Source organism: Acinetobacter johnsonii ANC 3681 (genome assembly GCF_000368805.1).
GTDB classification, from domain to species: domain Bacteria; phylum Pseudomonadota; class Gammaproteobacteria; order Pseudomonadales; family Moraxellaceae; genus Acinetobacter; species Acinetobacter johnsonii.
The window spans coordinates 403,801-417,405 of sequence record NZ_KB849705.1; the positions used below are offsets into that span (position 1 = coordinate 403,801).

11 protein-coding genes are annotated in these 13,605 nt (G+C 40.7%); 2 read left to right on the forward strand and 9 right to left on the reverse strand.

Going from position 1 to position 13,605, the window contains the following annotated elements; genetic code table 11:
* The 9 genes from F946_RS17475 to F946_RS06180 form a co-directional block, all read right to left on the reverse strand.
* On the reverse strand, window positions 1-743 hold a 743-nt coding region (locus F946_RS17475; RefSeq protein WP_004980253.1), incomplete at its 3' end, for a BapA/Bap/LapF family prefix-like domain-containing protein.
* 749 nt (window positions 744-1,492) lie between these two features.
* Entirely contained in the window at window positions 1,493-2,668 is a 1,176-nt protein-coding gene (locus F946_RS06145) for a cysteine desulfurase family protein (RefSeq protein WP_004980255.1), read from the reverse strand.
* 183 nt (window positions 2,669-2,851) lie between these two features.
* Window positions 2,852-3,640: an amino acid ABC transporter ATP-binding protein gene (locus F946_RS06150; RefSeq protein WP_004980257.1), complete on the reverse strand. Its 789-nt coding sequence runs from the start codon at window positions 3,638-3,640 to the stop codon at window positions 2,852-2,854.
* Window positions 3,630-4,547: an amino acid ABC transporter permease gene (locus F946_RS06155; protein WP_004980258.1), complete on the reverse strand. Its 918-nt coding sequence runs from the start codon at window positions 4,545-4,547 to the stop codon at window positions 3,630-3,632. Before F946_RS06155 ends, F946_RS06150 begins: the two co-directional genes overlap by 11 nt.
* Window positions 4,544-5,092, reverse strand: a complete 549-nt coding sequence (locus tag F946_RS06160; RefSeq protein WP_004980259.1) for a GNAT family N-acetyltransferase — start codon at window positions 5,090-5,092, stop codon at window positions 4,544-4,546. Before F946_RS06160 ends, F946_RS06155 begins: the two co-directional genes overlap by 4 nt.
* Before the next feature lie 159 nt (window positions 5,093-5,251).
* Window positions 5,252-6,253: an ABC transporter substrate-binding protein gene (locus F946_RS06165; protein WP_004980260.1), complete on the reverse strand. Its 1,002-nt coding sequence runs from the start codon at window positions 6,251-6,253 to the stop codon at window positions 5,252-5,254.
* Window positions 6,240-7,583: an LLM class flavin-dependent oxidoreductase gene (locus F946_RS06170; RefSeq protein WP_004980261.1), complete on the reverse strand. Its 1,344-nt coding sequence runs from the start codon at window positions 7,581-7,583 to the stop codon at window positions 6,240-6,242. Before F946_RS06170 ends, F946_RS06165 begins: the two co-directional genes overlap by 14 nt.
* A 1-nt stretch (window position 7,584) precedes the next feature.
* Window positions 7,585-8,736 carry an amidohydrolase gene (locus tag F946_RS06175; protein ID WP_004980262.1) on the reverse strand — a complete coding sequence of 384 codons (1,152 nt, stop codon included), beginning with the start codon at window positions 8,734-8,736 and terminating at the stop codon, window positions 7,585-7,587.
* Between the two features lie 13 nt (window positions 8,737-8,749).
* Complete coding sequence (locus F946_RS06180) at window positions 8,750-9,754, reverse strand: MsnO8 family LLM class oxidoreductase (protein WP_004980271.1); 1,005 nt, start codon at window positions 9,752-9,754, stop codon at window positions 8,750-8,752.
* Between the two features lie 317 nt (window positions 9,755-10,071).
* Here F946_RS06180 and F946_RS06185 point away from each other — a divergent pair, with 317 nt between their 5' ends.
* Together F946_RS06185 and F946_RS06190 are read left to right on the forward strand one after the other, a co-directional pair.
* Window positions 10,072-12,609 (forward strand): TonB-dependent receptor plug domain-containing protein, encoded by a 2,538-nt coding sequence (locus F946_RS06185; protein WP_004980273.1) that lies wholly within the window; start codon window positions 10,072-10,074, stop codon window positions 12,607-12,609.
* 136 nt (window positions 12,610-12,745) lie between these two features.
* Window positions 12,746-13,366, forward strand: a complete 621-nt coding sequence (locus tag F946_RS06190) for a glutathione S-transferase family protein (RefSeq protein WP_004980274.1) — start codon at window positions 12,746-12,748, stop codon at window positions 13,364-13,366.
* The last annotated feature ends 239 nt before the right edge of the window (window positions 13,367-13,605 follow it).

Below are 13,605 nucleotides of genomic sequence, written 5' to 3' on the forward strand. Positions count from 1 at the left end.
CCCGGTGGTAATTCACCTGCATCAATCAAAAGCTCTAGTGCTGACTTACCATCCGCACCTGTTGCTCCCGTTGCGCCATCTGCACCTTTGAGGTAATCAATCAGGTCATTAATATCAGAACCCGGTGGTAACTTGCCCTCATCTATCAAAATCTCTAAAAGTGATTTGCCATCTGCTCCTGTGGCACCTGTTGCGCCATCCGCTCCTGTCGCCCCAGTAGCACCATCATTACCCGTAGCACCTGTTCCCCCTGTGGCGCCTGTTTCACCCGTAGCGCCTGTTCCACCAGTAGTATCTACTACTCTTGTATCTGAATCATCATCTGAATCACTTGCAGCCCAAGCTATCATGCCTCCCGCAGTTAATGGAATTGCAATCCACGCTAATGCAGACATTCCATTATCATCGTAAAGTAAAGGTTCAATATTACTCAAAGTTGAATATGTTGCATTTATAGCATCTCCATTAGCAACAAAATCTACCCATACTAAGGCATTACTACCTTCTAAAACTAAACTATTATCCGATGCGAAAAAACCAACAATTGTTATAACCTCTCCATTATTTAAAATAACTTTGAGATCATTCCCTTCTTTTGAAAAACTCTTAACATCATCTTTATTTAGCTGAAGCTTGACTACTGAAGGGTTTTCTTTTGATAACTGAACTTTGTTTGATCCTCCCATATTAGCCACAGCTTCTTTATGAGATTCCTTACCTACTATTGAAATTTGAGTAACCATACAAATAACCCTCTGAAATGGTATTGATTTGTTATTTCCATCCAAAAATAAAAACGTTTTTTGGTCTTATTAAACTTAAACGACTTTTAGCTACTCATAACCTGCGCATTCTTATGGCTCATCAAATAAAAAAATGAGTATTAAAAGTAAATTATTTCTTCTCTCAATATTTTTACACTAGTTTATTATTCTTTAAAATACACCTGTATAAATTCACTAAAATCTGACAAAAAACTATTAAGATTTTTTAAAATATCTTATTAAACTTTTTTAAAAACACATGTTAAACCAATGTTTTAAAATTTATTTTTTATATGAAAAACAAATAGATAACAATAAAAACTATTTTTTATAAATAGAAAAATATCTATTTTAAGAATTATACACATTAAAAATAAAATTGTTTTTTTATGTAACTTTAAAAATGAAAAAGCACATTTTTTTTATGTATTTTTATGAGAACAATATCACAATAGCATGTATTTATTGTATTTAAAAACACAATATTTGACATACTAAGTACCACCCATTGCCAAAAACAAAAAATCACTATTTTGATTTTACCCACACTTTTTTTATTTTAGATATCCATACATCTAGTACTGAATTAAACTAAAACCAATTTGTATTTTACTAAATACACATCACTTACACAAAATTTGCATACCATCTTTATCAGTTAAAAAAACTAGAGAAAATTTTATTAATAAACTCTAGTTTTTAATCCAAATAAATCATAGTTTTAAGAATTAGACAAAAGATAACTGTGTTGTTGCCTTTTTTTCCTTTAAAACCATTACTAAATGCTTCAACAATATTTCTATATGATCTTGCGTGGTATATCTTCCAAAACTAAGACGTACCGTATTTGACGCTAAATTTTCACTCAGTCCTAAAGCACTTAGTACATGCGACGGCGCGGCATGATGCGAATTACAAGCCGAGCCACTTGAAACTGCGGCTACCTGTTTAATCGTGGCAATAATAGAATTGGCTCGTTCGCCTAAAAAACTCACATTTAAATAATTTGCGACATGCTGTGTGGCATGGCCATTTAAGTTCACGGGTGTTAAAGCCTGTAAACCTTGCAATAGCTTATTCCTTAGATGTTGGATCCGCTGTTGTTCTTCCCCTAAGGCTAATTTAGCCAGTCGGCATGCTTCTCCCATACCCACAATTTGATGTGTGGCTAAAGTTCCCGAACGTAAGCCTTGCTCATGCCCACCACCATGAATTTGGGTCTTGATCTGTTTTTGAATATCTTGACGAACATAGAGTGCACCAATGCCTTTGGGCCCATATATTTTGTGGGCAGATAAACTGAGTAAATCAATCTGCATCGCCTGAACATCAATCTGTGTCTTTCCAGCGGCTTGGGCGGCATCGACATGAAATAAAATCTGATGTTGATGCGCTAAAAGACCAATGGCCTGAATATCGGTTAATGTGCCAATTTCGTTATTAACCATCATCAACGAGATCAAAACTGTATTGGGTTGAATGGCTTGTTTTACCTGCTCTGGGCGAATCACACCTGTACCCAACTCAGGTTGTAAGTAAGTAACCTGAAAACCGAGACTTTCTAGCTCTGCACAGGTATCTAAAACGGCCTTATGCTCTATTTTGCTGGTAATAATGTGTTTATTTTTATGCTTATAAGCATCTAAAGTGCCTTTAATCGCGAGGTTATTCGATTCTGTCGCACCTGAAGTCCAAATAATTTCTTGAGGTTTGGCGTGGATTAAATCAGCGACGTGCTGTCTAGACGTGGTGATATGTTTTGCAGCATCCCAACCATAATGATGCGATTGTGAGGCTGGGTTTCCGAAATCACCTTCTACGGACAAACATCGAATCATTGCTTGAGAAATTTCAGGAAGAATAGGTGTTGTTGCTGCATAATCTAAATAAATTAATCTGCTCATTTTAATCACTATTAAAAATAAATTTAAAATGATTATAAAGGATGAAATTTATTCTATTTATATGGATTTAATCATACCTTATCAACAAAATTAAACTTATAAAAAAACCGTTAGTTTTATCATTCACCAACGATTTTAATATATAAAACTAAAATAGATATCATTAAAAAATAAGACTCAAATTTATAAAACCCGAGATAAAAAGTTTTGCGTTCGCTCTTCTTTAGGATGTTCCAGAACTTGTTGCACCGTACCTTGTTCAACAATTCTACCCTGATCCATAAACACCACATGGTCGGCAACTTCTCGTGCAAAAGCAATTTCATGCGTTACAATCACCATGGTTTTACCTAATTTCGCCAAGCTTTTGATTACATTTAGAACTTCTCCAACCAGCTCAGGGTCTAAGGCTGAAGTTGGCTCATCAAATAAAATCACTTTAGGGTCTAAGGCTAAAGCTCTGGCAATCGCAACACGCTGCTGTTGTCCCCCAGAAAGTTGTTTGGGCCATGCTTCAACCTTATCCCTTAGCCCCACTAAACCCAATAATTGATTGGCTTTTAAAATCGCTTGATCTTTACTCAGTTTTTTATGTGCTAAAGGTGCTTCAATAATATTTTTCAAAACATTTAAATGTGGAAATAAATTAAAATTCTGAAAAACATAACCCACAGATTTACGTTGTTTTAAAATGTCTCGTTCTTTTAATTCATAAAGTTTATCGCCTTTTTTCCGATAGCCGATAAACTCATCATCAATTTGAATAAATCCTGCATCCACACGTTCTAAATGATTAATAGTGCGTAGTAAAGTTGATTTACCCGACCCAGATGGACCAATAATTACCGTCACAGATCCCGCAGGAATATCAAGGCTAATATCCTGTAATGCCGCATGTCCCGCATAATTTTTAAATACATGGCTCACTTGGATATGACCATTTGCAGGAGATGTTGATTGATTAATGATCATAGCTGGCTCCTATACGCGGCTGGGTTGTGTGTGGCTGTGCTTTCTTGAAAAAAGCAAAGCTATTAATCGCTGATTTCCGCTCACCTTTCGCCAATATTTTTTCGATATACCATTGCACGATGGAAAAAACACTGGTGACAATTACGTACCAAACGGCGGCAACCATCAACAGCGGAATCACTTCTTGGTTGCGGTTATAGATCATTTGTACGGTGTAAAAGAGTTCAGGCATTGCCAAAACATACACAATCGATGTGCCTTTAGATAAACCGACACATTCATTGATAATCGCGGGGATAATACTGCGAATCGATTGCGGTAAAATAATCCGCGTCGTACGGCGCCACCATGATAGCCCCAATGCCGCCGCTGCTTCAAATTGACCATGATCGACAGACAAAATCCCACCTCGAATCACTTCGGCGGTATAAGCACTTTGTACGATCACCAAACCCACCAAAGCCGTTGAGAACTGATCCAGTGCATTAATAGTTTTAAATTGGGCAAAGACCGTGTCGGTAAAAGGTACACCGACATTAATGTATTCATATAAATAAGAAAAGTTATAGAGAATAATCAACACCAACAGCAATGGTAATGATCTGAACATCCAGATATACACCCATGCCAATGAGCGAATTAACCAAGATGAAGACAGTCTCATCATGGCTACAATGGTACCCAGAATTAAACTAAACACGATTGACCAAAAGGTCAGTTTCAGTGTCATTAACAAGCCCTGAAGAATGGCAGGATCAAAGAACCATTGTCTAAAAACAGGCCAGCCCCAGTTTTGATTGGAAAATATCGATTCCGCGACGACTGCAATAATTAATATCGAAAATGCGACGCCAATGTAACGCAGTGGATGACGTGCTGGAACGATTTTATAGTGCTCTAAACTCATGCGACCTCCTTTTGCAATAAAGTCTTTCTAAAAGGAAGTCCACCGTGTAAAGGCGCACCAATGTATCGATCAAAATTAAAATCTGGGGTGAGTTCAAACTGCGGTTCATAACCTAAGCTCAAATACAATTTCACTGCTGGAATTTGTTTAAACCCCGTGGTGAGAAAGATTTTGCGATACCCTGCAGCAAGCGCACTTCGTTCAAGTTCTTTGACTATTTTTGCAGCCAGCCCCTGTTTACGTAAGTTTCGATGTGACCAAATCCGTTTCAACTCTGCGGTTTCTGCGTCATAGCGTTTATACGCACCCATTGCAATGACTTCATCATCACGTTTAAGCACCACGAATAATCCATGCGGCGGTAAAAAGTCTTCCGCGCCTTCATAGCGTTCTCGATGTGTGGCTTTTTTACGTTCATCAATCACTTGTGCATCTTGGCGTGCAAAAAAATCACCATAAATTTCTTCATATTCAGCAAATAACTGATCCAGTAAAGGCTGTGCTTCGGGCACATCAACGGGTATTTGGATAAATTTTTCTTGCATAACGGCCTCTTATTTATCCTGAATCAATTGAAGACTAATCTAATCCAATTAATCAGTTTTCAAACTTTTTTACGTGTGAGCCGCTCTCCCATTGTTGTAGCAACTCATCACACTTATTAATGCCAGAACAAAATTACCATTGTCTGGGCGTTGTACCTTTTAGTCTCCTAGCCCCGGCGGGTTGATTACAGAATGCTGAATCGCTTCTGCCTGTGCCCCCCAACGCGCTAAGACTTTTTGATACTCGCCTGTTTGAATTACTCCATTTAAAGCTGTCTGTACCGCATCGGCCAAACCACCGCCTTTTTTCAGCGTGACCCCCAATTCGGCAGGTCGTGTTCCACCACCGAGCGCTGTTCCTGCTAAACGGATTTTTGCACCATTTGCTGCTTGCCATGCATAAGCAACGTTAGGACCAAATAAGGCATCAACCCGCCCAGACTGAAGCGCCAAACTTGCGGATGCACCATCATCGTAATAAAGTGCTTGCCCCGGTGGCAGCCCTTTCTTTTTATTGTCCTCAATCCAGTCCAACAGCACTTTTTCCTGATTGGTGCCAGAACCGACAATCACTTTTAAACCTGAAATATCATCGGGACCTTTGATGGCTTTGACTTTACTTTTCTCTGAGACATAAAAAGCCAATACGTCTTGGCGATAGGTCACAAAGTCAAATTTCTCCTTACGCTCTTTGGTCACAGTGACATTGGCAATGGCTGCATCATATTTGCCACTAATCACACCGAGCGGCCAGTCTTCCCATGAGGTGCGAACCAGTTTCAGCTTTAAACCCAAACTGTCTGCAATCAAACGGGCAATATCAATTTCTGTTCCAATATAGGTTTGGTTATCGGGTCCCAATACACTTAATGGAGGTGCGCCTGAAATCGCAGCAATGGTTAAATAACCTGCATTTACAAACTTAAAATCTTTTGGAATTTTTTGACGGGCTTCTGCATTTTGAGCAACATGAATAGGCGTCATATTCTCTTTTAACTTTGCAAGCTCACGGCTATAAAAATCGGTTTTATCGGTCGATTTTGTAGACTCGGCTGTTGAGCTAGCTGTTTGATTAGATGTTTGTTCTTTACTACATCCAACCAAAGAAATTCCTAGAAACAGTGCCAAAGCAATCGTCAAAGGTGTTTTATTCAACCGCATGAAACTGTTCCTTTTCTGATGGTTCAAATTGATTTTCTGGTCGCTTTAAACCAAAACTAGAACGTAAAGTGCTGCCCGGATACTCGGTACGATATAGGCCACGCTGTTGCAGCAATGGCACGACTTTTTCAACAAAAGTATCTAAAGTTTTTGGGGTTGCGCCCGCAATAATGAAGCCATCTGCCGCTTCTTCTTTTACCCACAGTTCCAACTGATCAGCCACTTCTTCCACGGTTCCAGCAAAAGGTGGACGTGGAGTTGCTGCTTGCAGTGCAACCTGACGTAAAGTTAGATTCTCTGCTTTGGCTTTACGTTTAATTTCATCAGTGCCACTTTTGAAGCTGTTTTCACCTAGTGTGCCCAGTTCTGGAAAAGGTGCATCGAGTTCATACTGAGAAAAATCATGGTGTTCAAAGAAGCGCCCCAAATAATTCAGTGCATCCTCTATCGTCACCAATGCAGCAGTTTCAAGATATTGACGCTCTACGTCCTCAGCAGAATCTCCAATCAATACCCCAATCCCTTGGAAAATAAGCAAATCATCTGCGTCGCGACCATTCTTAATCACTTGCTGTTTCACATCTAAGTAAAACGCTTGTGCTTCTTCCAAAGAGGCTTGATGGGTAAAAATAGCATCGGCATGTTTCGCAGCTAATGCACGACCTGCACCCGATGCTCCAGCTTGGAACAAAATCGGACGGTCTTGTGGCGAACGCTCCACATTGAGGGGGCCAGCCACTTCAAAGTGTTTTCCTTTGTGGTTCAAAGTATGTAATTTACTGCGCTCAAAAAATTGCCCCGTTTCTTTATTGCGAACAAAAGCACCTTCACCCCATGAGTCCCAAAGCCCTTTTGCCACTTGCAAATATTCATCGGCAATTTCATAACGCTGGCTGTGCTCAGGATGCTGCTTACGGGTATGATTTTTTGCAGTACCTTCTAGTGGTGTGGTCACCACATTCCATCCTGCACGACCGCCACTTAAATGATCCAGACTGGCGAACTGACGTGCAATCGTAAACGGCTCGCTATATGAGGTCGACACTGTACCCACCAAACCAATATTTTGCGTCACACTGGCTAGGGCTGAAAGCAACGTAATCGGTTCAAAACGATTGAGAAAATGAGGAATTGATTTTTCATTGATATATAGACCATCAGCCACAAAGACAAAATCAAACTTTGCCTGTTCTGCCTGAAGCGCTACATTTTTGGCAAATTCAAAATTAATACTGGCATCGACCACCGCTTCAGGATGGCGCCATGCAGACATATTTCCGTTTGCACCGTGTAAGATAGTTCCAAGGCGAATTTGTTTGTTATTACTCATGTTAGACCTCTGCATTTTTATGAATAGACTCAAGTGCTTGTGTTGCTAAGGCAGCAAAGTATTGAGCAGCTTGATAAATTAAAGATTCATTAGGTTGATATTGGGGATGATGCAAACCGAAGGAACTGGCACTGCCGATACTGACAAAAGCACCCGGGATCTGTTCTAAATAGGCGCCAAAATCTTCACCGATCAAATAAAGTGGCGCATCTTGCACCTCATAACCTTGCGCACGTGCAACGCTTTGGCTCAGTTCAGCCCATGTCGCAGTGTTAATTAATGCCGCGGGGCCATTGTCCCAATCCACAGCAATCTCAGCTGAGTGGGCAAGTGCAATACCCTGTGCAATTTGTTTAAGTTTTTGTTCAACGGCTAGGCGAATCTCAGGAGAATGGGTTCGTACCGTGCCCTCTAAGTGCGCTTCTTCTGGCAGGATGTTCCAGCTTGTGCCCGCATGTATTTGGGTGATACTAACCACACAGGTGTCTAAATTATTTATGCTGCGACTGGCAATGGTTTGCACAGCACTGATCAACTGTGCCGCGACAACGATCGGATCTTTGGTTTCATGCGGACGGCCTGCATGCCCTCCTTTGCCTTTGATCACAATTTTGAATCGGTCAACGTTGGCATAAAATGCACCAGAGCGTGTTGCAAAAGTGCCTAGAGGCAACTCAGGAACATTATGAAAACCGAAAATGGCGGATACATCTTCCAAGGCTCCACTATTGATTACCTCATAAGCGCCGCTATAAGTTTCCTCGGCAGGCTGAAAAATAACGCGTACCGTACCTTTTAATTCAGACGCTTGAGCTTTAAGTAAAATCGCAGCGCCTAAAATGGTCGAGCTATGCAAATCATGTCCACAAGCGTGCATTACCCCATTTTGAGTTGAACGAAAGTCTTGCTCAATCTCTTCATGAATGGGTAACGCATCGATGTCTGCTCGAATAGCGACAATTGGATGACCAGTGCCAATATCCGCAATCAGTCCTGTTTTTAAACCCCAAGTTGAAGTTTCAATGCCGTATTCAGACAGCCATTGTTTTAACTTATCGGTGGTTTGAAACTCTTGACCTGATAATTCTGGATGACGATGTAATTCATGTCTCCAACTGATCAACTGCTGTTCAAGTAACTGCCTATTTGACATCAACTTCTCCAACTCAAGCTGCAAGCACAGCGTGCTGTGCCAGTAAAGTTAGAGATTTCAGACGCGTTGCATGATCTAACAGTGGCGATTCAACAATAAATTCATGAATTTCATATTGCTGATGTAAAGCGTGTAATTGCTTATGAATATCATCGGCAGTACCTTTAATAATGTTTAACTGCTCTTTTTTAAGACTTTTAATCGCAGATTGAGCTTGTCTCGAAAACTCCTGTCCGCTTTGTTCATTCGGGATTTTGACCCGTTGACCATTCTCAAGTTCTAAGGTCCAAACAGACAGTCCTGCTGCTAATTCTTCCGCTTGATCACGGCTATCTGCCACAATAATTTGTGCTGCAACAATCGCCTTTTTTCCAGCTGAAAAGTTTGAATAGGTCTGCAACGCATCTTGAAGTAAGGTGGCATCGCCATTTAAATGCGCAGCGAATACGAATTTCCAGCCTAAATCTGCTGCAAGTCGAGCGCTTTCAATACTGGCCCCCAATAAGAACTTTTCTGCACTTTGCTGAGGTATTGGTGTTGCAGCAACCTGATCAGGCTGATTTCGATCTAATTTTGTATTCAAATAATGATCTAATGCTTGTAACTGGACTTTAAAGTTGCCCTTTTGTGTTTGGTCTAGCCCAAGCTGTAATGCTTGAGTTGAAACAGGAAAACCGCCAGGTGCTTTGCCTACCCCCAAGTCCACGCGGTCATGTGCAAGACTTGCTAAAACATTAAAATTTTCCGCAACTTTATAAGGACTGTAGTGTTGCAACATCACCCCACCCGAACCAATTCGAATGCTTTTAGTCTGTGCCAATAACCATGCAATCAAAATTTCGGGAGATGGACTGGATAACAAAGCCGTGGAATGGTGCTCAGCCACCCAGTAACGATAAAAGCCTAAAGCTTCTGCCGTTTGAGCAATTTGCAATGCATTTTTAAATGACTGTTCCGCGCTGATACCTTCGGCTCTTGGGCATTTATCCAGTATGCTTAATTTATAACTCAGCCCCATTTTCTATTTTCCAAAAGATATAAAGTTGGGACCTATTAAACTAATTTACGCTTTAAAAATTAAATATTAAATAAACTTAAAGTTATATAAAAAAGTGAAAATATGATTTTCACAAAGAGATTGAATTGTTATTAAAAATAAAGAAAAACTTATTAATATTTCAATATAAACATATTTACTCAAAACTGATATTTAAATGATTATTTAATATTTAACAATAAAAAAACAATCGATATATTGACTACCAGAGTCGAAGTACTCATCAGATTATTGTTTTAAGTAAACCTCTATAAATTACATCATCATTGGAAAAGATAATGCTGCACACCAAGTTAATACAGCCTCAGCCTGAAAAGCTGGGTTTTAAAATATCACTCCTTCATCAATCCATTTTTTTTGCATTAACTTGCGGAATTACCGGCTCAATCTACGCTGAAGATATTCAGCAAAAAACCGTAACATCCGTTGAAAAAGAAGATGTTCAACAACTCGAAAGCGTAGTCGTGGTGGGCAACCGCGGTGGTATTCGTACCATCACTGAAAGCCCTGCACCTGTAGATGTGATTAGTGGCGAACAACTCGTCAAACAAGGCAACACCCTCGCTTTAAGAGACATTTTGGCAAAAGTAATTCCTTCTTTTAGCGTGGCTACAGTGCCTAGCCAACCTGATGGTTACGGAGCTGTAGCCCGTTCTGCGGGTTTACGTGGTTTGGGTGGTGGGCATACGCTCGTACTTGTGAATGGCAAACGTCGTCATGTCGGTGCTTTGGCCATTAACAAATACGGTTTTGGCGAGGGCTACCAAGCAGCGGACTTAGATCTGATTCCAATTGGTGCTATTGCACGAGTTGAAGTTTTACGTGATGGTGCAGCCGCTCAATATGGTTCCGATGCCATTGCTGGGGTGATCAACATTGTGCTCAAATCGGCTGATAATGGCGGCAATATTAGTACCACCTATGGTGGTCGCGAGCATTATTCAGGCACTGACCGAAATGGAGAAACCTTCCAACTGAATGCCAACGTTGGTGCACCTCTAGGCCAAGATGGTTTTATCAATTTTGGTTTTGATCTGAAAAATCAAGATGCCACCACCCGTGCAGGGGCTGTTTCAGGCAATATTTATTCAAAAGTAAATGGTCAAGATGACCCACGTGAAGCGACCATAGATCGTAATTTAAATAAATTAGGCCTGCCTTCCGTTGAACAGTTTAACGTTTCTGCAAATGCTGAGCTTCCTCTAAGCAATGCAGCCACCCTATATAGCTACACCACCGCGGGCTGGCGTGATGCCTCGACTGGTGCATCCTACCGTCGTCCAAACTCCAGATCGGGTATTGTTGAAATCTTTCCAAATGGTACTACACCTGATGTCATTTTAAGTGAAACGGATGTACAAACCGTTTGGGGATTAAAAGGCGATAATGTGCTCGGCTGGGCATGGGATGTGAGTAGCTCCTATGGTAAAAACACGCAAGACCACTCTACGCAAAATAACCTAAATCCATCTCTTGGACCGTCTAGCCCGGCTTCATTTGGTTTGCAAAAATACGATGCTTACCAATGGGTCAGCAACCTTGACCTGAAGAAAACTTTCGATGTTGGTTTTGGTGCAACGCCGCTCAGCGTTGCTTGGGGCCTCGACTATCGTAAAGAAGGTTGGTCTTCTAAAGCCACTGATCCTTTAGCCTATAAAAATGGCGGTTATATTATTCCTACAGGTGATAATGCTGGCTTACCTGCAACTGTTGGAACCTTTGGTGCTCGTGTACTTTTACCTGAAGATGAAGCCGATATTAGCCGGAGTAACACCGCTGCCTATTTAGATTTGGGTTTAGATGTAACCGAAAACTGGTTTGTGGGTTTAGCAGGCCGTTTTGAGCATTATGATGACAGTTCGGGCGATACATTTAACGGTAAAATTAACAGCCGTTATGAGTTCAGCCCACAACTGGCGGTACGCGGAACAGCCAGCACAGGCTTTATTGCCCCCTCTTTATATCAACAAGGTTTTGCCAGTACGGGTATTGTGAGTACGGTAAACAATGGCGTTCGCTCAGATGTATACAGTAAATCTGTACGTACCGATTCAGCATTAGGAAAAGCTTTAGGTGCAGAGGCACTTGATCCCACCGAATCGACTAACTTCTCACTGGGTTTAACCTATAGCCCATTCAAGAACTTTAACCTTGCGGTCGATGCTTATCGGATTGAACTGAAAGATCGTATTGCGTCCACGGCGGGACTTACAGGAACAGGTATCAATAACATCTTGACGACCAACGGTTTTTCCAACGTCAATTACGTTACTTACTATGCCAACTTATTTGATACAGAAACCAATGGAGTCGATGTTGTTGCGGACTACACCCAACAGCTGAATCAATACGGTCGTATCCGCTGGAGCTTAGGTTTCAACTGGAATGAAACCGATATTACAGCGATAGCGGATAATCCAAGCCAGTTAGACGGTATCAATATTGATCGTATCACTCGTCGTACCAAAGGCATGGTCACCGATGCAGATCCGAAAACCAAATTCACCTTAGCAGCGAATTGGCAATACGCAAAACTGGATTTAAATACCCGTTTATCCCGTTATGGCAGTTACATTGCACGCAGCGAGACAGCTGCGACAGACCAGACTTTTGAAGCCAAATGGATTGTCGATTTAGATGCGACATATAACCTCACAGACAGTCTGTCTTTGACTTTAGGTGCAGATAACGTGTTCAACACCTACCCAGAAAAATCCAACATTGTCGATGGCTTAGGTGAAAACTACTATGCCCAGCTTTCGCCGTTTGGACTCTATGGTGGTTATTACTATGGTCGTGTCAGCTATCGTTTCTAAAATCACTTAAACCTAAATACTTTGGTGAAATTGTAATATCGCCTCTGTCGTTTTGACTATTCAGAATGGTGATCGCTTAAATGCTAGATTTTACCAAAGTACGGCATCTTCACATTCCAAATTTCTGAGAAAATATATGAGCATCACCATTTGGGGTAGACCCAATTCTTTAAATGTCCACAAAGTACTTTGGCTTGCAGCCGAACTTGGACTTCAATTTGAACATATTCCTGCGGGACAGCGGTATGGCCTGACAGATACTGCTGAATTTTTAGCGCTCAATCCCAATGGTTTGATTCCTGTTATTCAAGATGGTGACACGGTTTTGTGGGAGTCCAACACCATTTTGCGTTATTTGACTGAAGTTTATGGAAAAAATACATTGTGGATTGTAGACCCGAAATTACGCTTTAGCGCAGAAAAATGGATAGACTGGTACACCACCACCGTCCTGCCCGTGTTTGGAATCGTGTTTTTTAATTTGGTTCGACAGCCTGAAGACAAAAGAGATTTGGCTGCGGTCAAAGTCGCGGCAGAAAAACTAGAAAAGATCTTGGATGTTGCCAATGTCGAGCTGGCTCAACAGCCCTATTTATCTGGCTCTAGTTTTGGTGTTGCCGATATTCCTTTGGCTTTAGCCCTCAATCACTGGTTCAATTTAGATGTTGAGCGCCAGCATGATCATACGCACTTAAAAGCATGGATCGAACGTATTAGAGCGCGTGAGCACTTTTTAAAAGTGGCCAAAATTCTTTAGTTAAGCATTATTGCACCATTTTTTAAAAATCTTAGCTTTAAATAGAATAAGGCTGCCCTGTATATGGACAGTCTTATTGCATATAAATAGATTTATTTAGCAGAGATATAAAATTACCCCATAATAAAAATTAAATACAAGATTAACCACAAACAGATATCTAAAAAACAAAATAAATTATCTATAATTATTCTAAGACACCATCTTTAATTATTCCTTTATTACTTTTTATCAAAATA